Source organism: Burkholderia cenocepacia (genome assembly GCF_014211915.1).
In the GTDB taxonomy this organism is placed as follows: domain Bacteria; phylum Pseudomonadota; class Gammaproteobacteria; order Burkholderiales; family Burkholderiaceae; genus Burkholderia; species Burkholderia orbicola.
In genome coordinates, this window is the sequence record NZ_CP060039.1 from 2,855,685 (window position 1) to 2,880,243 (window position 24,559).

Annotated in this window: 21 protein-coding genes and 3 pseudogenes; 11 read left to right on the top strand and 13 right to left on the bottom strand. The window is 66.9% G+C overall.

Features of this window, described 5'->3' with window-relative positions:
• Positions 1-65: 65 nt before the first annotated feature.
• Positions 66-1,319, bottom strand: coding sequence for an aspartate kinase (locus tag SY91_RS13565; protein ID WP_011549493.1), 1,254 nt, complete (start codon positions 1,317-1,319; stop codon positions 66-68).
• Here SY91_RS13565 and SY91_RS35590 point away from each other — a divergent pair.
• Positions 1,302-1,539 (top strand): annotated as a pseudogene (locus tag SY91_RS35590) (hypothetical protein); the annotation flags it as partial. The gene SY91_RS13565 and the pseudogene SY91_RS35590 overlap by 18 nt on opposite strands.
• Before the next feature lie 122 nt (positions 1,540-1,661).
• On the opposite strand, the gene tilS reads toward SY91_RS35590, so the two are convergent.
• From tilS to cysS, 4 genes are all read right to left on the bottom strand, one after another.
• Positions 1,662-3,083, bottom strand: a complete 1,422-nt coding sequence (gene tilS / locus SY91_RS13570; RefSeq protein WP_023475931.1) for a tRNA lysidine(34) synthetase TilS — start codon at positions 3,081-3,083, stop codon at positions 1,662-1,664.
• A gap of 46 nt (positions 3,084-3,129) precedes the next feature.
• A complete protein-coding gene (locus SY91_RS13575; protein ID WP_006478433.1) occupies positions 3,130-4,101 on the bottom strand; it encodes an acetyl-CoA carboxylase carboxyltransferase subunit alpha in 972 nt (323 codons plus the stop codon).
• A gap of 103 nt (positions 4,102-4,204) precedes the next feature.
• Positions 4,205-5,032 carry a DNA-3-methyladenine glycosylase family protein gene (locus SY91_RS13580; protein ID WP_006478432.1) on the bottom strand — a complete coding sequence of 276 codons (828 nt, stop codon included), beginning with the start codon at positions 5,030-5,032 and terminating at the stop codon, positions 4,205-4,207.
• 43 nt (positions 5,033-5,075) lie between these two features.
• Positions 5,076-6,473, bottom strand: coding sequence for a cysteine--tRNA ligase (gene cysS, locus SY91_RS13585; RefSeq protein WP_023475930.1), 1,398 nt, complete (start codon positions 6,471-6,473; stop codon positions 5,076-5,078).
• A gap of 234 nt (positions 6,474-6,707) precedes the next feature.
• Between cysS and SY91_RS13590 the strand changes: the two genes are divergently transcribed.
• The 4 genes from SY91_RS13590 (at position 6,708) to SY91_RS13605 (ending at position 9,452) form a co-directional block, all read left to right on the top strand.
• The gene (locus tag SY91_RS13590; RefSeq protein ID WP_023475929.1) at positions 6,708-7,430 is read left to right on the top strand and encodes a tetratricopeptide repeat protein; all 723 of its coding nucleotides are present in this window, start codon (positions 6,708-6,710) and stop codon (positions 7,428-7,430) included.
• Between the two features lie 39 nt (positions 7,431-7,469).
• On the top strand, positions 7,470-8,045 hold the full coding sequence (locus SY91_RS13595) for a peptidylprolyl isomerase (RefSeq protein WP_023475928.1): 576 nt from the start codon (positions 7,470-7,472) through the stop codon (positions 8,043-8,045).
• Positions 8,046-8,133: 88 nt separating this feature from the next.
• Positions 8,134-8,625, top strand: coding sequence for a peptidylprolyl isomerase (locus SY91_RS13600; RefSeq protein WP_006478428.1), 492 nt, complete (start codon positions 8,134-8,136; stop codon positions 8,623-8,625).
• A 26-nt stretch (positions 8,626-8,651) separates the two neighbouring features.
• Positions 8,652-9,452: a UDP-2,3-diacylglucosamine diphosphatase gene (locus SY91_RS13605; protein ID WP_023475927.1), complete on the top strand. Its 801-nt coding sequence runs from the start codon at positions 8,652-8,654 to the stop codon at positions 9,450-9,452.
• Between the two features lie 52 nt (positions 9,453-9,504).
• On the opposite strand, the gene cysE is transcribed toward SY91_RS13605, so the two are convergent.
• Both cysE and SY91_RS13615 read right to left on the bottom strand, forming a co-directional pair.
• On the bottom strand, positions 9,505-10,278 hold the full coding sequence (gene cysE, locus SY91_RS13610) for a serine O-acetyltransferase (RefSeq protein WP_027812921.1): 774 nt from the start codon (positions 10,276-10,278) through the stop codon (positions 9,505-9,507).
• 303 nt (positions 10,279-10,581) lie between these two features.
• Complete coding sequence (locus SY91_RS13615) at positions 10,582-11,406, bottom strand: RNA methyltransferase (RefSeq protein ID WP_023475925.1); 825 nt, start codon at positions 11,404-11,406, stop codon at positions 10,582-10,584.
• A 280-nt stretch (positions 11,407-11,686) separates the two neighbouring features.
• On the opposite strand from SY91_RS13615, the gene SY91_RS13620 reads away from it, so the two are divergent.
• Both SY91_RS13620 and SY91_RS13625 read left to right on the top strand, forming a co-directional pair.
• Positions 11,687-12,490, top strand: coding sequence for an inositol monophosphatase family protein (locus SY91_RS13620; protein WP_011549489.1), 804 nt, complete (start codon positions 11,687-11,689; stop codon positions 12,488-12,490).
• Between the two features lie 307 nt (positions 12,491-12,797).
• Positions 12,798-14,420: an NAD(P)/FAD-dependent oxidoreductase gene (locus SY91_RS13625; RefSeq protein WP_023475924.1), complete on the top strand. Its 1,623-nt coding sequence runs from the start codon at positions 12,798-12,800 to the stop codon at positions 14,418-14,420.
• A 227-nt stretch (positions 14,421-14,647) separates the two neighbouring features.
• Here the strand turns inward: SY91_RS13625 and SY91_RS13630 are convergent, their stop codons facing one another.
• The gene (locus SY91_RS13630) at positions 14,648-14,974 is read right to left on the bottom strand and encodes an EthD family reductase (RefSeq protein ID WP_043887379.1); all 327 of its coding nucleotides are present in this window, start codon (positions 14,972-14,974) and stop codon (positions 14,648-14,650) included.
• Between the two features lie 343 nt (positions 14,975-15,317).
• On the opposite strand from SY91_RS13630, the gene mutS reads away from it, so the two are divergent.
• Complete coding sequence (mutS, locus tag SY91_RS13635; protein WP_043887377.1) at positions 15,318-17,975, top strand: DNA mismatch repair protein MutS; 2,658 nt, start codon at positions 15,318-15,320, stop codon at positions 17,973-17,975.
• Positions 17,976-17,979: 4 nt separating this feature from the next.
• A complete protein-coding gene (locus SY91_RS13640; RefSeq protein ID WP_023475921.1) occupies positions 17,980-19,227 on the top strand; it encodes a hypothetical protein in 1,248 nt (415 codons plus the stop codon).
• Here SY91_RS13640 and SY91_RS13645 read toward each other — a convergent pair.
• On the bottom strand, positions 19,207-19,749 hold the full coding sequence (locus tag SY91_RS13645) for a peptidylprolyl isomerase (protein ID WP_011694320.1): 543 nt from the start codon (positions 19,747-19,749) through the stop codon (positions 19,207-19,209). The two genes, SY91_RS13640 and SY91_RS13645, sit on opposite strands and share 21 nt — an antisense overlap.
• A 32-nt stretch (positions 19,750-19,781) precedes the next feature.
• Here SY91_RS13645 and SY91_RS13650 point away from each other — a divergent pair.
• A pseudogene (locus SY91_RS13650) lies at positions 19,782-21,001 on the top strand (JmjC domain-containing protein).
• Between the two features lie 56 nt (positions 21,002-21,057).
• A pseudogene (locus SY91_RS35480) lies at positions 21,058-21,304 on the top strand (hypothetical protein).
• Here SY91_RS35480 and SY91_RS13655 read toward each other — a convergent pair.
• The 4 genes from SY91_RS13655 to dapA all read right to left on the bottom strand — a co-directional run bounded on the left by SY91_RS13655 (position 21,305) and on the right by dapA (position 24,551).
• The gene (locus SY91_RS13655) at positions 21,305-21,508 is read right to left on the bottom strand and encodes a hypothetical protein (RefSeq protein ID WP_006487056.1); all 204 of its coding nucleotides are present in this window, start codon (positions 21,506-21,508) and stop codon (positions 21,305-21,307) included. It lies immediately after the preceding pseudogene.
• A gap of 102 nt (positions 21,509-21,610) precedes the next feature.
• Positions 21,611-22,387: an MBL fold metallo-hydrolase gene (locus tag SY91_RS13660; RefSeq protein ID WP_043887375.1), complete on the bottom strand. Its 777-nt coding sequence runs from the start codon at positions 22,385-22,387 to the stop codon at positions 21,611-21,613.
• A 4-nt stretch (positions 22,388-22,391) separates the two neighbouring features.
• A complete protein-coding gene (bamC, locus tag SY91_RS13665) occupies positions 22,392-23,537 on the bottom strand; it encodes an outer membrane protein assembly factor BamC (protein WP_006478417.1) in 1,146 nt (381 codons plus the stop codon).
• A gap of 111 nt (positions 23,538-23,648) precedes the next feature.
• Positions 23,649-24,551, bottom strand: a complete 903-nt coding sequence (gene dapA / locus SY91_RS13670; RefSeq protein ID WP_011549481.1) for a 4-hydroxy-tetrahydrodipicolinate synthase — start codon at positions 24,549-24,551, stop codon at positions 23,649-23,651.
• Between the last annotated feature and the right edge of the window lie 8 nt (positions 24,552-24,559).

Here is a 24,559-nt window from a genome sequence, read left to right on the forward strand (position 1 = left end):
AATATAGGGTTTCGAACCGTGCGTCAATTTCCGTGATGCAGTTTCTTCAATGCATCACGAAAAATTCACGACGCCTGGTCGAGTTCGAATACCTTGTGCAGCGCGCGGACGGCCAGCTCCATGTATTTCTCGTCGATCAGCACCGAAATCTTGATTTCGGACGTCGAGATCATCTGGATGTTGATGCCCTCTTCCGACAGCGTACGGAACATCTTGCTCGCGACGCCCACGTGCGAACGCATGCCGACGCCGACGACCGACACCTTCGACACCTTCGGGTCGCCCTGCACGCGCTCGGCGCTCACATGGCCCTGCACCTGGTTGGTGAGGATGTCCATCGCCTTCTGGTAGTCGCCGCGGCCGACCGTGAACGTGAAGTCGGTCTTGCCTTCGACGCTCTGGTTCTGGATGATCATGTCGACGTCGACGTTCGCATCGGCCACCGGGCCGAGGATCTGATATGCGATGCCCGGCTTGTCGGGCACGCCCATCACAGCAATGCGTGCTTCGTCGCGCTGGAACGCGATGCCGGAAATGACTGCCTTTTCCATGGTCTCGTCTTCTTCAAAAGTAATCAGGGTGCCCGAGCGCATTTCTTCGTCGAGCGCAATCAGCGGATCGGTCAGGCTCGACAGCACACGCGTCTTCACCTGGTATTTGCCGGCGAATTCGACCGAGCGGATCTGCAGGACCTTCGAGCCGAGGCTGGCCATTTCCAGCATCTCCTCGAACGTCACGCGGTCGAGGCGGCGCGCCTCTTCGACGACCCGCGGATCGGTCGTGTAGACGCCGTCGACGTCGGTATAGATCAGGCACTCTTCGGCACCCAGCGCAGCCGCCACCGCCACCGCCGACGTGTCCGAGCCGCCCCGGCCCAGCGTCGTGATGTGGCCGTCCGGATCGACGCCCTGGAAGCCCGTGATGATCACGACCTTGCCTGCGTTCAGATCGTCCTTCACGCGCTCATCGTCGATCGAGTGAATGCGTGCTTTCGTAAACGCGCTGTCCGTCTTGATCGGCACTTGCCAGCCGGCATAGCTCACGGCCTCGACGCCGATTTCCTGCAGCGCGATCGACAGCAGGCCGACGCTGACCTGCTCGCCGGTCGACGCGATCATGTCGAGCTCACGCGGGCTCGGCTGGCTCGAAATCTCTTTCGCGAGACCGAGCAGACGGTTGGTTTCGCCGGACATCGCCGAAGGCACGACCACCATCTGGTGCCCGGCCTGATGCCATTTTGCGACGCGTTTCGCGACGTTCTTGATGCGCTCGACCGAGCCCATCGAAGTGCCGCCGTATTTGTGTACGATGAGTGCCATTGTCGTTCTGAACTGGAGGAGAAACCGCACGGGCGCGCTGGGCAGGCCGCGTAGCCGTTCGGTCACGCGGCTTGTGGCTGTGGACGGACGACGAGGGGGACGGCTGGGACGCAACACGCAAGCGTGGCGGATTTTGCCCGGAAGGCCGATCAGGCCGCGCAAACCGGGTACGTCACGCGGAGAACCTGCACAAAACGCTCAAAAATCGAGCCGAGCAAACGACCGAGCGTACCCGATAGAAGCCCGCTTGACAAGCCGCGCGCCGTGTCGGCGGCCGTTCCGGCGCTGTTTACCAAATGGTGAAAATCGGCCCGCCATCGCGCGTTCGACCGCCTGCCGCTGCTAGGCGATCAGCAGGTCGGGGCGCCATTCGATCCGGCGCCATGCCGCATCCCCGGGCGCCGCGTCGGCCGGTTCGCCGATGTCGCGATTGACGCCCACCCGCGGCACGTAGATCAGCCGGTCACCCGCGAACAGCAGCGGCACGTCGCGTTGCCAGGCCGGCACCCCGCGCTCCTGGAACAGGTTCTTCAGCGTCCGGCCCGGCCCGCCCGGCGACGTGCGCATCCGTTCGCCGCCGGCACGGGCGCGCGCCGCCAGCCGGGTACCGCGCAGCAGCGCCTCGGGCACCGCGTCGGCGCTGCCCGCGTCGGCGGGCGCGAACACGAACGTGCCGCGCCATCCCGGCAGATGCCACACTTCCTCCCCGTCCCACGCGAGTGCCGCCTCCGGCTGCGGCGTCCCCGTGCCGTCGTCGGCCGGCTCGCTGCTGTCGCCCGCCTCCCAGTACACGACATCGCGATAGAGCCGCAGGCACTGCCCCGCGTGATCCACACGCAGCGCATGCGCGTCGTGCGCCGCGCGCAGTTGCCGCATCATGTTGGCCAGACGGGTAGCCGACGCGCCCGGCAAACCGAGCCGGCGCATCCAGAAGCGCAGCAGGTTCGCGCCGCGCGTGTCGTCGAATCCTGCCAGCGCGTCGCGCGACAACGCGTGACCGTCATCGCGCGCGGCGACGGCGAAATCGAGCTCGGCCAGATCGTCGAGCAGCCGCTGAGCGGCGGCCGCATGCTGGGCCGCGCGGCCGAGCGCGTCGCGAAAGCCCGGGAAATGCATGGCCAGCGCCGGCAGCACGTCGACGCGCAGCGCATTGCGCGCATAGCGCGTATCGCCGTTCGATTCGTCGTCGATCCACGCGAGCGCGTGCTGCTCCGCGTAGCGCTCGAGTTGTGCGCGCAACAGTCGCAGCAACGGGCGCACCCGCTCGATGCTCGCGCCGTCCGGGCGATAACGCGGCGCCATCGCGGCGAGCCCCGCGATTCCCGCCCCGCGCAACAGTTGCAGCAGCACCGTCTCCGCCTGGTCGTCCGCATGTTGCGCGAGCCACAGCGCCGCCACGCCATGGCGTTCGCCCATCTCGTCGAGCGCCGCGTAGCGACGCTCGCGCGCGGTCGCCTCGATCCCGAGCCCGCTGTCGCGCGGCACGTCGACGCGCATCGATTCGAATGCGACGCCGAGCCGCGCCGCTTGCCCTTCGGCATGCGCGACCCACGCATCGGCGTTCGCGCTCAGGCCGTGATGCACGTGCAGCGCGACGCAGCGCGATGCGCCCGCGACGCGCACGGCCGCATCGAGCAGCACGGTCGAATCGAGGCCGCCGCTGTAGGCGATCGCGATGCGCGCGTCCGGCGGCAGACCGGAAAGCGCAACGCCGACCGCGTCGAGGACGACGCGGTCAGCGGAGAATTCGGTGGGTGGGATCACGAGCGAGACGCGCGTGCAGCGGCACGCGCCTTGAATACACGGCCGGTCATGCGCCGGGCGTGGTTTCCTTGAACTTGCCGTAGGCCATCAGGCGCTCGAAGCGGCGCTCGCGCAGCGCATCGATGCTCATGCCCTGGAACTGGCGCAGCGAATCGGCCAGCGCACGGCGCAGCAACGCGGCCATGCCCTTCGGATCGCGATGCGCGCCGCCGAGCGGCTCGTTGATGATCTTGTCGATCAGGCCGAGCGCCTTCAGGCGGTGCGCGGTCAGGCCCAGCGCTTCCGCGGCTTCCGGCGCCTTCGCGGCGCTCTTCCACAGGATCGACGCGCAGCCTTCCGGCGAGATCACCGAGTAGGTCGAGAACTGCAGCATCATCACCGTGTCGGCCACGGCGATCGCCAGCGCACCGCCCGAACCGCCCTCGCCGATCACCGTCGTGATGATCGGCGTCTTCAGCTCGGCCATCACGTACAGGTTGCGACCGATCGCCTCCGACTGGCCGCGCTCTTCGGCGCCGATGCCCGGGTACGCGCCCGGCGTGTCGACGAACGTGAAGATCGGCAGCCCGAACTTCTCGGCGAGACGCATCAGGCGTTCGGCCTTGCGATAGCCTTCCGGACGCGGCATCCCGAAGTTGCGCGCGGCGCGCTCCTTCGTGTCGCGGCCCTTCTGGTGACCGATCACCATGCACGGATGGCCGCCGAAGCGCGCGAGACCGCCGACGATCGACAGGTCGTCCGCGAACGCGCGGTCGCCATGCAGCTCGTGAAAATCGGTAAACAGCTCCGCGACGTAGTCGAGCGTGTACGGCCGCTGCGGGTGCCGCGCGATCTGCGAAACCTGCCACGGCGACAGGTTCGCGTAGAGGTCTTTCGTCAGTTGCTGGCTTTTCTTCGACAGCCGCTCGATTTCTTCCGAAATATCGACAGCCGAGTCGTCCTGCACGAATCGCAGCTCTTCGATCTTGGCCTCGAGTTCGGCGATCGGCTGTTCGAAATCCAGAAACGTGGTCTTCATGTGTTCGAATCCTTGGGTCTTGCGGCAGCGCGTATTCTACCCGCGCGGGCGACGCTCAAAACCGGCTCTCAACTATTGATGTTTAAAACCCGATAGCCGACGCTCAGGCGTCGGCGTCGGGCGCATCGAGGCTGCGCCACATGTACCAGGTCGCGACGGTGCGCCACGGCTCCCAGTTGGCCGCGACCTCGCGCGCCTCGCTGCGCGTGACGGGTTCGCCGCTGAAGTAATTGACGCTGATCGCACGGATCAGGCCCGGGTCGTCGAGCGGCAGCACGTCCGGCCGCGACAGGTTGAAGATCAGGAACATCTCGGCCGTCCAGCGGCTGATGCCGCGGATCTGCGTGAGTTCCGCGATCACGTCCTCGTCGTCCATCGACGTCCATTTGTCGACGTGCAGCGCCCCCGACACGAAATGCTGCGCGAGATCGAGGATGTATTCCGTCTTGCGTTTCGACAACCCGCACGCGATCAGCTTGTCCGCGCCGAGCCGGATCACCGGTTGCGGCGCGAGTTTCGGGCAGGCGTCCTCGATGCGCGCCCACAGCGACTGGGCGGACGGCACCGAAATCTGCTGGCCGACGACCGAGCGCGCGAGCGTGACGAACGGGTCGCCGCGCTTCACCAGATGCGCGGGGCCGAACTTCGGAATCAGTTTCTTCAGGATCCGGTCGCGCTTGACGAGGTCCGCGCACGCCTTGTCCCAATAGGCGGGACGCACGACGCCCTCCTCGCCGTCCGCTTCGGACGCACGTATCTTGCGGGCCGCGTCGGCGGCCGGCTGCGCGGCCGCCGGCTGCGCATGACCGTTCAGCGCGCCGTTCGGCACGGCGCGCGTCGCGTCCGCCTTCGCCGCCGGTACGCGCTTGGCTGCCGGACGCGCGGCGACCGGGGTCGCGCGCCTGACCGGCGCTTTTCTGGCCGTTGCCATCTTGCCTCCTACCTGACGGATCGGTCAGTGGAACGCGCTGCGCTCATACGCGACGCCATTCGGTCGATCCGCCCGGTTTGTCTTCAAGTGCGATGCCGGCTTCGAGCAATTCCGCCCGGATCCGGTCCGCTTCGGCATAGTCCTTCGCTTGCTTCGCCGCGACGCGCGCGGCGATCTGCGCTTCGATCTCGTCGGCCGCGAGCCCGCCCGCCTGAGCGGCACCGGACGCCTGCTGCAGGAACGTGCGCGGTTCGCGGCCCAGCAGGCCGAGCAGGCCCGCCAGCTGTTTCAGTTGCCGTGCGAGCGAGGCATCGCGCGTGCGGTTGACTTCACCCGCCAGCTCGAACAGCGTCGCCACCGCGACCGGCGTGTTGAAATCGTCGTTCATCGCCGCCGCGAAACGTTGCGCGTGCGGCTCGTTCCAGTCGAGCGCGAGCGTGTCGGGCTCGACGTCCTTCAGCGCGGTGTACAGACGCGTGAGCGACGCGCGCGCATCGTCGAGATGCACGTCGCTGTAATTGAGCGGCGAACGGTAGTGCGTGCGCACGATGAAGAAGCGCACGACTTCCGCGTCGTAACGCTCGAGCACCTCGCGGATCGTGAAGAAGTTGCCGAGCGATTTCGACATCTTCTCGTTGTCGACCTGCACGAAGCCGTTGTGCATCCAGTAGTTGACGAACGTCTCGCCGGTCGCGCCTTCGCTCTGCGCGATCTCGTTCTCGTGGTGCGGGAATTGCAGGTCCTGCCCGCCGCCGTGGATGTCGAAATGATTGCCGAGCAGCGAGCAGCCCATCGCCGAGCACTCGATGTGCCAGCCCGGGCGGCCCATCCCGTACTTCGACGCCCACGACGCGCCTTCCGGCTCGTCCGCCTTCGCGCGCTTCCACAGCACGAAGTCGAGCGGATCCTGCTTCGCATCGTTCGCGGCGACGCGCTCGCCCGCGCGGAGATCGTCGAGCGACTTGCCCGACAGCTTCCCGTAGTCTGCGAACTTGCGCACCGAGTAATTGACGTCGCCGTCGGCCGCCTGATACGCGTAGCCGTTCGTCTCGAGCGTCTCGATCATGCCGAGCATCTGCGGGATGAACTGCGTCGCGCGCGGCTCGACGTCGGGCCGCTGGATGCCGAGCGCGGTTTCATCCTCATGCATCGCGCCGATGAAGCGGTCGGTCAGCGACTTGATCGTCTCGCCGTTCTCGACCGCGCGGCGGATGATCTTGTCGTCGATGTCGGTGATGTTGCGCACGTACGTGACCCGATAGCCGATCGCACGCAGCCAGCGCTGGACGAGGTCGAACACGACCAGCATGCGCGCGTGGCCCACGTGACAATAGTCGTAGACGGTGATCCCGCATACGTACATCCGCACCTCGCCGGGCTGGCGCGGCACGAAAACTTGCTTGTCACGCGCGAGCGTGTTGTAGATGCGCAGTGATTCCATAGAGATGAACCGTGAGCCGAAGGAAACCGCCCTGGCGAAGCTCGCCCAGCATGTGAAACGGACGGACCATCTGCTGCGGCGCCAGGCCGCGCGTCCTCGATATCACATGGGGCGGTCAGGCTGCAAGCACAGCGGTGACGGCCACGAGAGGCTAAGAAAGACTGTCTGCCGCTCGCCGGAACGCGCAGACGTTTTGTTAGAATGGCTCGGAGTATAACATTCCGATTTACGCCTATGAAACCTCATCGCGGCCGCGCGCCGAGCGCTGCGACCCTCGTTGCGACCACCGTCATGGGCGTCGCGCTGACGCTTTTCGCGGCTCCCGCGGCGCATGCGCAAAAGGCCCCGGCGGTCGCCGACGGCACCCCCGAAATCGACGCGTCGATCGCCGGCAAGCAGTGGCAGCAGGCGCTCGCGCAGCTCGACGCGCGCATCGCGTCGAACCCGCACGACGTGCAGGCGCAGTTCAAGCGCGGCACCGTGCTGGCCCGCCTGAACCGCGACGACGACGCGATCCAGCAGTTCGTCGCGATCACGCAGGCGTACCCCGAACTGCCCGAGCCGTACAATAACCTCGCGGCGCTCTACGCGAAGCACGGCCGCTATGACGAGGCGCGCACCGCGCTCGTCACCGCGACGCAATCGAACCCGGGCTACTCGCTCGCGTACGAGAACCTCGGCGATCTCTACCTGCGCCTCGCGGCCGAGTCGTACAAGCGCGCGCAATCGCTCGGCCGCACGAGCGGCGCGACCGCGCAGCGCCTCGCCGATCTGCAGAAGATCGTGTCGCCGTCGAAAGCCGCGCCGAACGCCCGCGCGACGTCGCCGGCCACGCGCGACTACACCGACCGCGCCGCCGCGAACGTGAGCACCACCACGCTGCCGATGTCGCCGACGTTCCAGTTCAGCGGTCCGTCGGGCGCACTGGCGGCGCCGTACGTCGCGCCGTCGCAATAAGCGGCGCGACCTTCCTTCCCTCCCAACCTGAGGATCGCAATGAAACGTCTGTTGCTGGCGCTTGGCGGCGCCGCCCTTCTCGCGACCGCGCCCGCGTTCGCGCAAACGGCCACCGCGCACCCCGTCGTGCAGCTGAAGACCTCGCAGGGCGACATCCGCGTCGAGCTCTATCCGGAGAAGGCGCCGAAATCCGTCGCCAACTTCCTCGATTACGTGAAGGCCGGCCAGTACAACGGCACGATCTTCCATCGCGTGATCAGGGGCTTCATGATCCAGGGCGGCGGCTACAAGACCAACTTCGAGGAAAAGCCGACCCGCGCGCCGATCCCGCTGGAAAGCCGCAATGGTCTGAAGAACCTGACGGGCACGATCGCGATGGCGCGCACGAGCGATCCGAATTCGGCCACCGCGCAGTTCTTCATCAATACGGTCGACAACGGCGGCCTCGACTATCCGAACCCGGACGGCAACGGCTATGCGGTGTTCGGCAAGGTCGTGTCCGGCCTCGACGTCGTGAAGAAGATCGAAGGCGTGGCGACGACCTCGCGCGGCCCGATGCAGGACGTACCGGCGCAACCGGTCGTGATCGAATCGGCGAGCATCGTCTCGAAGTAAGCACCTGCCGGCACGTCCGGCGCCACACGCGGCCGCGTCGCACGACCGGCCGCGTGCCATTTAAACCGCCTCACCGAAGGAATTCATCATGGTTGAACTGCATACGAACCACGGCGTGATCAAGCTCGAACTCGACGCCGCGAAGGCACCGAAGACGGTCGAGAACTTTCTGAACTACGTGAAGAAGGGCCATTACGACGGCACCGTGTTCCATCGCGTGATCAACGGCTTCATGATCCAGGGCGGCGGCTTCGAGCCGGGCCTGAAGCAGAAGCCGACCGACGCGCCGATCGACAACGAAGCGAACAACGGCCTGAAGAACGACAACTACACGGTCGCGATGGCACGCACGAACGATCCGCACTCGGCGACCGCCCAGTTCTTCATCAACGTGAACGACAACGACTTCCTGAACCACTCGTCGCCGACGCCGCAGGGCTGGGGCTACGCAGTGTTCGGCAAGGTCGTCGAAGGCCAGGACGTGGTCGACAAGATCAAGGGCGTCAAGACGGGCAACGCGGGCTTCCATCAGGACGTGCCGACCGATGACGTCGTGATCGAAAAGGCCGTGGTGGTCTGACGCATAGTCGTTACGGAGGCACTTCGATGTTGCAGGAGAGTCCGCCGCGAAGCGTCTCCGCGGGCGTGCCGGGCGAGCGCGAGTACGCGCAAGCCGCACGCCCGTTCCTGTTTCTCTCCGATCTGCACCTGAGCGAGGCGATTCCGAAGACGGTCGCCGCGTTCGAGCATTTCGTGAAATACACCGCCGACAGCGCCGACTCGGTGTTCATCCTCGGCGACCTGTTCGAATACTGGATCGGCGACGACATCCTCGACGACGATCCGTTCGCCGCGCGCATGGCCGCGCTGATGCACACGTTCTCGGAACGCGGCATCGCGCTCTACGTGATGCACGGCAACCGTGATTTCCTGCTCGGCCGGCGCTTCATGAGGGCGGCCGGCGCGATGCTGCTGCCCGACCCTTCGCTGATCATGGCGTTCGGCCAGCGCATCGTGCTCGCGCACGGTGACGCGCAATGCACGGCCGACCGCGGCTACCAGGTGTTCCGGCGCTTCGCGCGCAATCGCGTCGCGCAATGGCTGTTTCTCGCGTGGCCGTTCCGCTGGCGCCGCGCGCTCGCGCAGCGCATGCGCTCGAACAGCGAAGCGGGCCGGATGCGCCCGGCTTCGGCCATCTACGACGTCACGCGGGATGGCGTGGCCGCGCTGTTCCGGAAGAGCCGCGCGAGCGTGATCATTCACGGCCACACGCACCGCCCCGCGCGCCACGCGGAACCGGGCGGAATCCGCTGGGTGCTGCCCGACTGGGATCTCGACCACGGCACGCCGCGCGGCGGCTACCTGCGCGTCGACGCGGAAGGCATCCACGCGATGCCGCTCGACTGACGCCGGCGCTGCCGTCGCATTGACCGGCAGCGATCAGCGCACATCGCGTGGGTTACGTCTGGCGTTCGACCGTCTTGCCTTCCAGCACCGCCGACAGCCTGCGCAGGTCGAGGCGCGCCGCGTCGGCGCCCTGCAGCGTTTCCAGATGCGTGCCGAGCCGCTCGAGCGCCGCGACGATCTCGTCGACGCGGCGGCTTTCCTTCGCCGCGTGATCGATCAGCCCGTGGATCGCGAGCGACATCGGATCGTCGGCGTTCGGCGTGATCCCGTATGCGCTGAATGCCGCGCGCTCGGTCTGCGGCTTCGGCTGCGCCGGCATCACGATGCGCGCCGGGTTGCCGACCGCGGTGCCGCCGGGCGGCACCGGTTTGACGACCACCGCGTTCGACCCGATCTTCGCGCCCGCGCCCACCGTGAAACCGCCGAGCACCTTCGCGCCGGCGCCGACGATCACGCCAGCCTCGAGCGTCGGGTGGCGCTTCGCGCCGCGCGTGAGCGACGTGCCGCCCAGCGTCACGCCCTGATAGATCGTGCAATCATCGCCGATGATCGCCGTCTCGCCGATCACGACGCCCATGCCGTGATCGATGAACACGCGCCGGCCGATCGTCGCGCCGGGGTGGATCTCGATGCCGGTCAGGAACCGACCGGCCTGCGACACGAACCGCGCGAGCCAGTAGCGCTTCGCGCGCCAGCATGCGTGCGCGAAACGGTGCAGCACGAGTGCATGCAGCCCCGGATAACAGGTCAGCACTTCCCACGCACTGCGAGCGGCGGGATCCCGCTCGCGAATCGTTGCGACGTCTTCGCGCAGTCTCGTGAACATGATGTGATCTGGGAAAAGGCCGACGCGCATCGCCGGCAATGTCGGCCGTTATCGCGCCGGGTAATTTACTTATGACGTCCGGCGATTGTAGGGCCAGTCGTGCCCGGCCGCACGCGGCCGCGCGTTCACCCCGCCGTCGGCACGGGTATTCGGCCGGAACGCTTGCCGTGACGGGGCTTCCGGGGACCGTCGATCAGGTGAAAGCCGGCCCGGTGCTTATCGCCGATCACCGCATGAGCAGCCGACCAGACGATGCGTTGGGCGTTACGCAACATGAATCGGTCGGACTGGAGCGCCGGCCGCTTACGCGTCGCCGTCCGGCTTGCCCGACTTCAGCAGGATGTGCTTCGCGATGCCGCGCAGGATGTTGACCTCCTCGCGCTCGAGGCCCGTGCGTGCGAACAGGCGCCGCAGCCGCGGCATCAGCTTCTTCGGATTGCGTGGATCGAGAAAGTCGAGCGCGATCAACGCGTTCTCGAGGTGCACGTACATCCGCTCGATCTCGTCGCTCTGCGCGAGCGTGCCGACTTCGGCCTGCGGCTGCGCCGACGGCTCGCTCGCCTGCTCGAGAAACGCGACGCGCAACTCGTATGCGAGCACCTGCACGGCCTGCGCGAGATTCAGCGAACTGTAGGCCGGGTTGGCCGGAATGTGCGCGAGCGCGCTGCATTGCTCGACATGCTCGTTCGCGAGACCGGTGCGCTCGTTGCCGAACACGAGCGCGATGTCGCCCGTGCCGACCTGCGCGCTCGCCTGTGCGGCGGCCGCACGCGGCGCGAGGCGCGGCGGCCCGTATTCGCGCGTGCGCGCGGTCAGCGCGATCGACCAGTGCACGCCGGACAGCGCTTCGCCGAGCGTCGGCACGACATGCGCGGACGCGAGGACGTCGTCCGCGCCGCTGGCCATCGCGATCGCCTCGGGGTCGCTCTGCACGTGCGGCACGCGCGGCGCGACCAGCACGAGGCGCGAAAAGCCCATCGTCTTCAGCGCGCGGGCGGCCGCCCCCACGTTGCCGGGATGGCTCGGCTCGACGAGCACGAAGCGGGTGGACGTGAAGCCGCCGGACGGCGGCGGGGACGAGGCCGCGCCCGATTCGGACGGCGCGGCGGTGTTCTGCGGAGTTTCCACTACGATACGACTCGGTTCATCAGAATGGCCGTATGGTATCGCCATCGCCCCGGCAAACCCACTCGTCCGGATGGCCAGTGGGGGTTTCCCCGCGTGCCAGTCGCCTGAAACCGCCGAAAATCGGGTAAAATCATGCCTTTACGCGTTGCGCCCGGCGCAGCGCGGGTCGTACCCCGCTCTTTGTCAATTCGCGTCTCACCTCGCCCCGGCACGCTTGCGCCGTTCCGGGCGGTTGTCCCACTTCGTGGCGGCCCTGCCGCCGGCTACAGGATCCAGGCTCATGCATCCCATGCTCAACATTGCTGTCAAGGCTGCGCGCCGCGCCGGACAGATCATCAATCGCGCGTCCCTCGATCTCGACCTGATCGAGATCCGCAAGAAGCAGCAGAACGACTTCGTCACCGAAGTGGACAAGGCCGCGGAAGACGCGATCATCGAGACGCTGAAGACCGCCTACCCCGACCACGCGATCCTCGCGGAGGAATCGGGCGAATCCGAGAACGAATCCGAATTCAAGTGGATCATCGATCCGCTCGACGGCACGACCAACTTCATCCACGGCTTCCCGTACTACTGCGTCTCGATCGCGCTCGAGCACAAGGGCGTCGTCACGCAGGCCGTCGTCTACGATCCGAACAAGAACGACCTGTTCACGGCCACCCGCGGCCGCGGCGCGTACCTGAACGATCGCCGCATCCGCGTCGGCCGCCGCGACCGCCTGGCAGATGCACTCGTCGGCACGGGCTTCCCGTTCCGCGAGAAGGACGGCCTCGACGCCTACGCGCGCCTCTTCACCGAAATGACGCAGGCCTGCACGGGCCTGCGCCGCCCGGGCGCGGCGGCACTCGATCTCGCGAACGTCGCGGCCGGCCGCCTCGACGCGTTCTTCGAGCAAGGCATCAACGTGTGGGACATGGCGGCGGGCAGCCTGCTGATCACCGAGGCCGGCGGCCTCGTCGGCAACTACACGGGCGACGCCGATTTCCTGCATCGCCACGAGATCGTCGCCGCGAACCCGAAGATCTACGCGCAGATGATCCCGATCCTGAACCGCTACAGCCGCGTGCATCCGGCAGCGGAGTAAGCCCGGGCCGCGCCCGCGTGGCGCGGCTTTCACGCAAACCGCTCGCGCGGCATCGTCACGATGGCGCACCGATCGCCCGACACGCGGGACAATTTTCCGTGCACACGGGTCGCTTCGTGCGCCTATCCTGAAGTTGCCCGAGTTGCCCGGACGAGTCGGCGTACTGCCGCCCGTATCGCTTGTCCCGCAACGACAGCGAAGGGTTTGCGTCCGGCATGCCCGCGCGGCGAACAACGCCGCCGCCGGGGTGCCGGCCCCGCCTGTATCAACACCGCCACGGCGCCGTGGCAATCGCATCCGAGTCCCCATGTTACGGCTAAGCGAAATTAAACTCCCCCTCGACCACCCCGAGAGCGCGCTCGAGGCCGCGATTCGCGCGCGCCTCGCGGAGCTCGGCGTGGCGCCAGACGAACTGCTCCGTTACACCGTGTTCCGCCGCGCGCACGACGCGCGCAAGCGTGCCGACATCAAGCTCACGTATATCGTCGATATCGAAGTCAAGGACGAAGCGGCCGCGCTCAAGCGCATCGCCGGCAAGCCGCATTGCGGCGTGACGCCCGACATGGCGTACCACTTCGTCACGAAGGCGCCCGAACACGCCGACTTCCTGCGCCCGGTCGTCATCGGCATGGGGCCGTGCGGACTGTTCGCGGGGCTGATCCTCGCGCAGATGGGGTTCCGTCCCATCATCCTCGAACGCGGCAAGGCCGTGCGCGAGCGCACCAAGGACACCTTCGGCCTGTGGCGCAAGAGCGTGCTCAATCCCGAATCCAACGTGCAGTTCGGCGAAGGCGGCGCGGGGACGTTTTCCGACGGCAAGCTGTACAGCCAGATCAAGGATCCGAACCACTATGGCCGCAAGGTGCTGGACGAATTCGTCAAGGCCGGCGCGCCCGAGGACATCCTGTATCTGAGCCGCCCGCACATCGGCACGTTCCGCCTCGTCAGCATGGTGGAAAAAATGCGCGCGTCGATCCACGAACTCGGTGGCGAAGTGCGTTTCGAAACCCGCGTCGACGACATCGAAATCGACCAGGGCAAGGTGCGCGCGCTCAAGCTGTCGAACGGCGAAACGCTGCGGTGCGACCGCGTGGTGCTGGCCGTGGGCCACAGCGCGCGCGACACGTTCCAGATGCTGCACGACCGCGGCGTCTACATCGAGGCGAAGCCGTTCTCGCTGGGTTTCCGCATCGAGCATCCGCAGGGGCTGATCGATCGCAGCCGCTTCGGCAAGTTCGCGGGCCACAAGCAGCTCGGCGCGGCCGACTACAAGGTGGTCCACCACTGCAGCAACGGGCGCGCGGTCTACAGCTTCTGCATGTGCCCGGGCGGCACGGTGGTCGCCGCGACGTCGGAGCCGGGCCGTGTCGTCACCAACGGGATGAGCCAGTATTCCCGCGCCGAGCGCAATGCGAACGCGGGCATCGTCGTCGGCATCACGCCGGACGACTATCCGGGCGGCCCGCTCGCGGGCATCGCGTTCCAGCGCAAATGGGAAGAACGCGCGTTCGAGCTCGGCGGTGGCGACTACCGCGCGCCGGGCCAGCTGGTCGGCGATTTCATCGCGGGCCGGCCGTCGACGTCGCTCGGTTCCGTGGAGCCGTCGTACAAGCCCGGCGTGAATCCGACCGATCTCAGCACCGCGCTGCCCGACTATGTGATCGAGGCGATCCGCGAAGCGCTGCCCGAGATCGACAAGAAGATCGCCGGCTTCGCGATGCACGACGCCGTGCTCACCGGCGTGGAGACGCGCACGTCGTCGCCGATCCGGATTCGACGCAAGGACGACTACCAGAGCATGAACATCGAAGGCCTGTATCCGGCCGGCGAAGGCGCGGGATATGCGGGCGGCATCTATTCGGCGGCGATCGACGGCATCGAAGTCGCGCAGGCGGTGGCGCTCAGTCTGACGTCGGGGCACGCGTCCTGACCTGCGGTGGCGGGTCGGGGCGCGCAGGTTCGTGACCCGAGCGCCGCCGGCCTGCCCCGCCGTGGCTTCATGGACGCTTCATTCGTGGCTCGACGCACGGAATTTCGTACCGCCCTTTCCGCGGCGGCAAGCGTACCCGATCAGGCCAAGCGAGCGCGACCCGCGCCACGATAGCGCGGGCGCTGCGTCATACGCGGATGCGATGCCTGGCGATATCCGAACCCTGGTTAGCCTTCCGAACGCTCCACGACCACCTCACTGATTTGCAGCACGGGGCGTATATCCGTGTAATTGGCGATGTCGGCCATGATCTCCTGCGCGTGCGGATCGCGGGCTGCCCGGAAAGCTTCGACGGAAGTGCAGACGAAGTCACACTTGGCGACGTAAACAGGGTCCGCGCCGGGAGCGCCGCCTGCGATACCCTTGTCCACCGTGTAGTACAGGCATGCCGCGCCGAGCCGCTGTTTCACCATTGGCATGTGCGTATCGCGGTAGTAAGCATGGTCGAAGCGCGCGCCTGCGGCGTACGGGTACATGACACTGACTTTGATCATCGAGGTTCTCCTGTTGCCGCACGGTAATCGAGGCGCCGTCGCCGGAGAGACGACATCGAGGTCGCCGATACAGGCATGGCCAAGGTTGCTCCCGGAAACGGCGAGCGCATTCTGCTGATTGTAAGTGAACCCGTCTTGCCAGCTTGGTGGCGCCGGATGCCCGACGCCGCGGGAGCGGCCCGGCGATCCCGGACGCTTCGTGGGTGGGCAGTCGGGCGAGTACATCCGTCAAATCGCGACGACCCGGCATCACCGGCCATCGGCCAAACGGCGAACTTCGCGCGTGGACGTCGAAGCCACTGGTAAACTCGGGCAACCCAAGCAACAACTTCATGCCTGACCTATGACCACGCTGTCGCCCGAAGCCTTCGCAGGCCATACCCCAATGATGCAGCAGTACCTGCGCATTAAGGCCGATCATCCGGACACGCTCGTCTTCTACCGGATGGGCGACTTCTACGAGCTGTTCTTCGAGGACGCGGAAAAAGCGGCACGCCTGCTCGACCTGACCCTCACGCAGCGCGGTGCGTCGGCCGGCACGCCGATCAAGATGGCCGGCGTCCCGCATCACGCGGTCGAGCAGTATCTGGCGAAGCTCGTGAAGATGGGCGAATCGGTCGCGATCTGCGAGCAGATCGGCGACCCCGCCACGTCGAAAGGCCCGGTCGAGCGCAAGGTCGTGCGCGTCGTCACGCCCGGCACCTTGACCGATGCCGCGCTGCTGTCCGACAAGAACGACGTCTACCTTCTCGCGATGTGTACCGGCCACAACAAGCGCGGCGTCGCGGTCAATATCGGCCTCGCATGGCTGAACCTCGCGAGCGGCGCATTGCGGCTCGCCGAAATCGAGCCCGATCAGCTTGCCGCCGCGCTCGAACGCATCCGGCCGGCCGAAATCCTGACGCCGGACGGCGCAACCGACGCCATTCCCGCCGGCGCGGGCGCAAGCAAGCGCGTGCCGGCCTGGCACTTCGACATCGCGTCGGGCACGCAGCGCCTGTGCGATCAGCTCGACGTCGCGAGCCTCGACGGCTTCGGCGCGCATTCGCTGACGAGCGCGTGCGGCGCGGCCGGCGCGCTGCTGCTCTATGCCGCGGCCACGCAAGGCCAGCAACTGCGGCACGTGCGCAGCCTGAAGGTGGAGAACGAAACCGAATACATCGGGCTCGACCCGGCCACGCGCCGCAACCTCGAATTGACCGAAACGCTGCGCGGCACCGAGTCGCCCACGCTGTATTCGCTGCTCGACACCTGCTGCACGACGATGGGCAGCCGCCTGTTGCGTCACTGGCTGCATCACCCGCCGCGCGCGTCGGTCGCCGCGCAGTCGCGCCAGCAGGCGATCGGCGCGCTGCTCGATGCACCGGCCAACGCGAGCCTCGATGCGCTGCGCAGTGCGCTGCGCCAGATCGCCGACGTCGAACGGATCACCGGGCGGCTCGCGCTGCTGTCCGCGCGCCCGCGCGACCTGTCGAGCCTGCGCGACACGTTCGCCGCGCTGCCGGCGCTGCGCGAGCGCATCGGCGCGATCGTCGCGAACGCGGATGCGCTCGCGCGCGTCGACGCGGCGCTCGCGCCCCCTGCCGAATGCCTCGACCTGCTGACGAGTGCGATCGCCCCCGAGCCGGCCGCGATGGTGCGTGATGGCGGCGTGATCGCACGTGGCTACGATGCCGAGCTCGACGAACTGCGCGACATTTCGGAGAACTGCGGGCAGTTCCTGATCGATCTCGAAGCGCGCGAGCGCGCGCGCACCGGCATCGCGAACCTGCGCGTCGAATACAACAAGGTGCACGGCTTCTACATCGAGGTCACGCGCGGCCAGACCGACAAGGTGCCCGACGATTACCGCCGCCGCCAGACACTGAAGAACGCCGAGCGCTACATCACGCCGGAACTGAAGACCTTCGAGGACAAGGCGCTGTCCGCGCAGGAACGCGCGTTGGCGCGCGAGCGCGCGCTGTACGACTCGGTGTTGCAGGCGCTGCTGCCGTTCATCCCCGAATGCCAGCGCGTCGCCTCGGCCCTCGCCGAGCTCGACTTGCTCGCCGCCTTCGCCGAACGCGCACGGGCGCTCGACTGGGTCGCGCCGACCTTCACCGACGAGATCGGCATCGAAATCGAACAGGGCCGCCACCCGGTCGTCGAAGCGCAGGTCGAGCAGTTCATCGCCAACGACTGCCGATTCGGCACCGAGCGCAAGCTGCTGCTGATCACCGGGCCGAACATGGGCGGTAAGTCAACGTTCATGCGGCAGACCGCGCTGATCGCGCTGATGGCGTACGTCGGCAGCTACGTGCCGGCGAAGTCGGCATGCTTCGGCCCGATCGACCGGATCTTCACGCGCATCGGCGCGGCCGACGATCTCGCGGGCGGCCGCTCGACCTTCATGGTCGAGATGACCGAAGCGGCGGCGATCCTCAACGACGCGACACCGCAAAGCCTCGTGCTGATGGACGAGATCGGCCGCGGCACGTCGACCTTCGACGGCCTTGCGCTCGCCTGGGCCATCGCGCGCCACCTGCTGGCGCACAACGCGTGCTACACGCTGTTCGCGACGCACTACTTCGAGCTGACGCAACTGCCGGCCGAATTCCCGCAAGCGGCCAACGTCCACCTGTCGGCTGTCGAGCACGGCCACGGCATCGTGTTCCTGCACGCGGTCAACGAAGGCCCGGCGAACCAGAGCTACGGCCTCCAGGTTGCGCAACTCGCGGGCGTCCCGGCACCGGTGATCCGCGCCGCGCGCAAGCACCTCGCGTATCTCGAACAGCAGTCGGCATCCCAGCACACGCCGCAACTCGACTTGTTCAGCGCGCCGCCCGCGGCCATCGACGATCTCGAATGCGCGGACGCGTCGGCATTGCCCGACACGCCGCATCCGGCGCTCGAAAAACTGCGCGACATCGATCCCGACGATCTGAAGCCGCGCGAGGCGCTCGACCTGCTGTATGAATTGCGCACGCTGGTCCGGTCGCACGATGCCGACGGGCACGCGTAAGCGCATGCCGCGGGGCCTGCCGGCCCGCGCCGCCGCTGCACTCGTCGCGGCGGTGCTTGCGCTGGCGCAGGCCGGTGCACTGGCCGCGCCGCCCAAGCGCAGCGCCGCGCCCTACTCGTTCGCGGTCGTGTCGGGCGTCATCAATGCTCCGGCGGACGAACCGGCTGCGCAGCGGCTGCTCGATGCGATCGCGCGCGAGCGCAATCTCGCGTTCGTCGTCTACGCAGGCGATCTCAAAGGCTCGAAGGAAGCATGCCGCGACGCGCTGTATTCGCAGCGCGGGGCGATCCTGGATGCGGCGCGCGTGCCGCTCGTATTCATTCCCGGCCACGACGACTGGATCGCCTGCAATACCGCGGCCGGCGGCGGCTACGACCCGGTCGAGCGGCTCGACTTCCTGCGGCAGACGCTGCTCGCCGATTCGGCACTGCCCGACCCCGGTGCACTGCAGATCACGCGGGAGAGCGAAGTCGCACGGTTCCGGCCGTATCGCGAGAACGCACGCTGGATGCGCGACGACATCGTGTACGTCGCACTCAATGCGCCGGCGCCGAACAACCATTATTTGACCGCGGGCGGCCGCAACGGCGAATTCGAGGACCGCATCATCGCGAACAGCTTCTGGATCGATCACGCGGCCGAGTATGCGAAGCGGCGCGAAGCGCGCGCGATGGTCGTGATGTTCGAAGGCGATCCGCAGTTCGAACGCTATGAACGGGCGGAACGCTTTGCCTGGCTGCGTTTCAACCGGCCGCGCGTGCGTGATGGCTTCCGCGAACTGAAACGAACGTTGGTGAAGGCGGCGACGACGTTCCGCGGCCCCATTCTGGTGATGCACGCGAGCGGCGAACCGCTGGCGAACGGCTTTCTGATCGACCGTCCGCTGCATGCCGACGATGGTGAGCTGGTAGGAAACGTGACGCGCGTCGCGATCGGACCGCGCCATCCGGCGAATCAGTGGGTGAAGGTGAGCGTATCGCCGGCACGGCAGACGATCTTCAACGTCAGCCTGCAGGAGGTGCCGAAGAACCTGCCGGTGCCGCCCACGCTGCCGCTCGTGCCGCGCGACGACGTGCCACTGCCGCAGATGCCGGAAATCCCCGCGCTGCCGGCACTGCCCGACGCGTCGTCGGTCGCGCCGCCGTTACAGGGTGACGGCGCCGCACCGGGCGGCGCGTCGTGGCCGGCACCGCCCCCCGCATCGGGGCCGGCGCCGGGCCTGCCGGCAAGCTCAGTGCAGCGTACGCCCTGACGGCGCTTCGCCGTCTTCGTCGTCATCCTCGTCGACGATCTCGAGCCCTTCCGCGCCATGCGCATGCTCGTGCTCGATTTCGTCTTCGGTGGCTTCGCGAACGTCCTTCACGGTCAGCGCGAAACGCAGCGCCATGCCCGCCAGCGGGTGATTGCCGTCCAGCACGACCTTGTCTTCGGCGATATCGGTGACCGTATAGATCAGCGAATCGGCTTCCTCGTCACCGTCTTCCGGCGTGCCTTCGAACTGCATGCCCACTTCGAGCGGCTCGGGAAAACGGTCGCGCGGCTCGATCTTCACGAGCTCGGGATCGTAGTCGCCGAACGCGTCTTCCGGCTCGAGCTGGATCTGCGCCTGGTAGCCTGCCTCGTGGCCGTCGAGCTGTTCCTCGATCTTGGGGAACGTGCCATCATAGCCGCCGTGCAGATAGACCATCGGCTCGTCGCTTTCCTCGATCAGATTGCCCTGTGCGTCCGACAGCTTGTAAGTGACCGACACGACGGTGTTTTTTGCGATTTTCATCCAATTCTCCCAAATACAAGTCTCATTATACGATGCGCAACCGGTCTCAAGCCGAACCGCGGGATACCGCTGCCGCCCCGCTCGGCGCGCCGCCCTCCGATCTTCCCACGCCGCTGCTCGGCGGCCTCACGCCGGCGCAATTCATGCGCGGCTACTGGCAAAAGAAGCCGCTGCTGATCCGCCAGGCGATCCCCGGCGTCGCGTCGCCGGTCACGCGCGATGCCTTGTTCGAGCTCGCCGCCGACTATGACGCGGAATCACGATTGATCACCCATTTTCGTAACAAGTGGCAACTGGCGCACGGTCCGTTCGAGCCCGACGCGCTGCCTGCCGTCACGCACAAATCCTGGACCCTGCTCGTGCAGGGGCTCGACCTGCACGTCGACGCGGCGCGCGCGCTGCTCGACCGGTTCCGTTTCATCCCGGACGCGCGGCTGGACGACCTGATGATCTCGTATGCGACGGACGGCGGCGGCGTCGGCCCGCACTTCGACTCGTATGACGTGTTCCTGCTGCAGGTCGAAGGCCGGCGCCGCTGGCGGGTCGGCGCGCAGAAGGATCTGTCGCTGCAGCCGGACGTGCCGCTGAAGATCCTCGAAAACTTCGAGCCGAGCGACGAATGGGTGCTGGAGCCCGGCGACATGCTGTACCTGCCACCTCACATCGCGCACGACGGCGTGGCCGAAGGCGAGTGCATGACCTGCTCGATCGGCTTCCGGGCCCCGTCCGCCGGCGAGCTGGGCGCCCAGTTCCTGTACTACCTCGCGGAACGCGGCGGCCTGCGCCACGCGGGGGCGACGATCTCTACCGCGATCCGAAGCAGCCGGCCGTCGATGCGCCCGCGCAACTGCCGCCGGCGATGGTCGAACGCGTGGCGGAGATCGTCGACGCGATCCGCTGGCGCAAGCGCGACGTCGCCGAATTCCTCGGCTGCTACCTGAGCGAGCCGAAATCGAACGTCGTTTTCGACCCGCCCGAGCGCCCGCTGTCCGAGGCCGCGTTCGTCACGCAGGCGTCACGCCGTGGCGTGCGTCTCGACAGAAGGGCCGCATTGATGTATAACGCGCGCTCGTACTTCATTAATGGCGAGGAAGGACCGCTCGAGGAAGCCGGGGAATGGCTGCCCGAACTGGCCAATCAACGTCAGATGGAGGCGAAACGGTTTGTAACACTATCCCGGGTTCCTTCGATGACAGCCTTGTTGCACGAGTGGTATCGTGCGGGCTGGATACGGGTCGGAAACCGGAATTAGTGTGAGTCGCCCCGTATGCCCGTACAGATCAAATTCTGTATGGGAAAGACAACGTATTGACCCCGCATTTGTCGACGGTCGATAGGAAAGTGCATATAATTTCCGCCCAAGCCGTAGGGAAGATTCACGCTCTAAGAAGTGCATCTCCACCAGCGGCCCAGGTCGGTGTTGGAGCACATTACCGGTATTGTTTCGCGCTGTTGCTTACCTTTAACCATAAAAGGACGTGATCATGAAGAAATCCCTCCTCGTAGCTTCCCTGTTGGCTGCTGTTGCACTGGCTGCTTGCAACAAGAGCGCTGATCAAGCTGCTTCGTCGGCTGCAAGCGACGCGGCTGCTGCTGCTTCGTCGGCTGCTTCGGCAGTTGCTGGTGCTGCGAGCGACGCTTCGGCTGCTGCTTCGTCGGCAACGGCTGCTGCGAGCGACGCTGCTGCTGCAGTGGCGTCGGCTGCTTCGGCAGCGACGGCTGCTCCGGCTTCGGGCGCAAGCCAGTAAGCCTTCAGCATCAGCTGAAAAAAACCGGCCCGAGGGCCGGTTTTTTTACGTCTGCCGCTTGCGAATCGAGCGCCCGGCAGCCGCTTCGGGCCGCCGCGGCAGCCCCGCTCCGCTCATCCGAGCATCAGCCAGTCGAAGCCCGCGTCCTGCGAGGCCACGACCACGTCTTCGCCGTCCGTCCCGAGTACGCCGCCAAACGCCTGGCGGGCCAGTTCCGGCAGATTGTTCTGCTGGCTCAGATGGGCCGCGACCAGGTGCTGCAAACGGCTGCGTTCCAGCGACGCGAGGATGTCGGCCGCGGCGGCGTTGCTCAGATGGCCGTGGTTGCCGCCGATCCGCGCCTTCAGCGACTGCGGATAGCGGCTGGCGGCCAGCATCGCGGTATCGTGGTTGGATTCGAGCACCAGCGCGTCACAGCCGCTCAGGACGGCCGTGATGTGCGGCGTGGCCATCCCGACGTCCGTCAGCACGCCGAGCCGGCGGTTTCCGTCCATGAAGACGAACTGGAGCGGTTCCCGCGCGTCGTGGGGAACCGTATAGGGCATCACGGCGAGATCGCCTATCGCGGCCGTCTCGTCGCCCCACAGCACGTGGAGATCGACATCGGCCTCGTCCGCGCCGACCGCGCGCGCGGTGCCCCAGCTCATGTGGAGCGGCAACGACGCGCGGCGCGCAAGCGTCAGCGCGCTGCCGACGTGGTCGCTGTGTTCGTGGGTGATGAGGATCGCATCGAGATCGGCGATGCAGAGATTCAGTCGGCCGAGCCGGCGCTCGACCTCCTTGGCAGAAAAGCCGCAGTCGAGCAGCACGCGGGTGGTCGTCGTGCCGCTCGAGGCCTCGACGACCAGCGCGTTGCCTTCGCTGCCGCTTCCGAGGCTGGCGAATCGCACGCGCTCAGTTCAGCTGCGCGTGCAGCAGCGAAATGAGCCGCTGCGCGTCCGACGAGTTGTCGACCTGGCCGTTCGCGCCGACCACCGCGACCTGCGTGCCGCCGTTGCCCTGCGCGCGCACGTTGATCAGGTATTCCTTGCCCGGCTTGGCTGCCGACGGGCCGCCGTAGAACAGCTTGCCGAACAGGCCGTCACGCTTGAGCTCTTCCATCGAATTCGCATAGCGCACGGTGTACATGCCCTTCTCGCGGTCGCGATTGTCGACCGTGAAGTTGGTCCGGTCGAGCGCCAGACCCACGCGCAGCCATGCGCGGTCGAACGACTCGGCCAGCTGCAGCGTCGCCGCGCCGCCGCTCGTATCGCTGACCTGCGCGGGCGCCGTCGCGGGACGCGCATCGGTCAACAGCTGCTTCGCCTGGGCGTCGGTCAGGCCGAACTTCTGCATCAGCTTCGACAGGAACACGGCTTCGAGCACCGGATTGCGCGGACGTTCTTCCCAGCGCGACGACGTACCGCCCTGCGGGCCGACCATCATTTCTTCCATCGCGCTGTGCGTGATCGAGATGTCGGTGTTGCCGTCCGACGTGCGGTTCACGAGCGTGCGGAAGCGGTCGCGCGTGCCCGACGAATAGGCGAAATCGATGACCCGGCCGATCGTGCGGCGGAACCAGTCGTCCGGAATGTTCGCGCGGTTCTCGGCCCAGTCGGTGGCCATGATGCCCGTCGACGGCGCATCGGTCTTCAGCGAGAAGCCGTTTTCCTGCCAGAATTCCTTCAGGATCGGCCACAGCTGCTCGGGCGTCCGGCCGTCGACGACGAGCCAGCGGCGATCGCCGTCGCGCTCGATGTGCATGCCGAGCGGATCCTGCGCGCTCGGGATGCCGTCGGTCGCATTGCCGGCCTGCGTCGTGGCCCGCGGCGGCAGCGTGCCGAGCCCGGCGTTGGTCGGCGGCGCGACAAACTGCTGCGTCGTCTGCACCGGCTTCAGGTCGCTCGGCACCGCGAGCGGCGGCGCCGAGCCGGTGTTCTTGTAATTGACCCGGTCAGGGGCCAGGTAGTCGTTCAGCGTATCGCAGCCAGCGAGCGCGCCCAGCGCCAGCGCCACCACCGACAACTGGATGGCGCGAGAGGAAAAGGCGAAACGTTTCATGAAATCCTTCGTCTTGCTAGAACGCTCGTCAGGAGCGGCGCCGGACGGAGCCGGCCGGTGCGGGTTGATCAGGGGTCGAGCCGGCGGCCGCAGGACGCGGCCGCCTCGGCATCAGAGGACGCCGGCCTCGACGAGGGCCGAACGCACGGCATCGTGGCAGCGCTCGTCGAGCGCCGTGAGCGGCAGCCGGATGCCGCCCTGCATCTTGCCCATCGCCTGCAACGCCCACTTCACCGGGATCGGGTTCGCTTCGATGAACAGGTTCTTGTGCAGCGACAGCAGCTTCATGTGCAGCGCGCGGGCCGTCTGCACGTCGCCGGCCAGCGCCGCGCGGCACAGCTCGCTCATCGCGCGCGGCGCGACGTTCGCGGTCACTGAGATGTTGCCGTGGCCGCCGAGCAGCATCAGCGCGATCGCGGTCGGATCGTCGCCGCTGTAGATCGCGAAATGCTTCGGTGCGGCCTTGATCAGGTGCGCGGCGCGATCGATGTTGCCGGTCGCTTCCTTCACGCCGATGATGCCCGGGACTTCCGCGAGGCGCAGCGTCGTCTCGTGCGTCATGTCCGCGACCGTCCGGCCCGGCACGTTGTACAGGATCACAGGCAGGTCGACCGCTTCGGCGATCGTCCGGAAGTGGCGGTACATGCCTTCCTGCGTCGGCTTGTTGTAGTACGGCACGACCTGCAGCGTCGCGTCCGCGCCGACGGCTTTCGCGTGCTTCGTCAGCTCGATCGCCTCGGCGGTCGAATTGCCGCCCGCGCCCGCGATGATCGGGATGCGTTTCGCCGCATGCTCGACCGCCGTGCGGATCATCAGGATGTGCTCTTCGACGCTGAGCGTTGCCGACTCGCCGCTCGTACCGACGACGACGAGCGCGTCGGTGCCTTCCGCGATGTGCCAGTCGACCAGTTTGCGAAACGCCGGCAGGTCGAGACTGCCGTCTTCGAGCATCGGGGTGACGATCGCGGGGATGCTGCCGCGGATTTGAATGCCGTCTTGGGTGCCGTTAGCCATGAAACGCG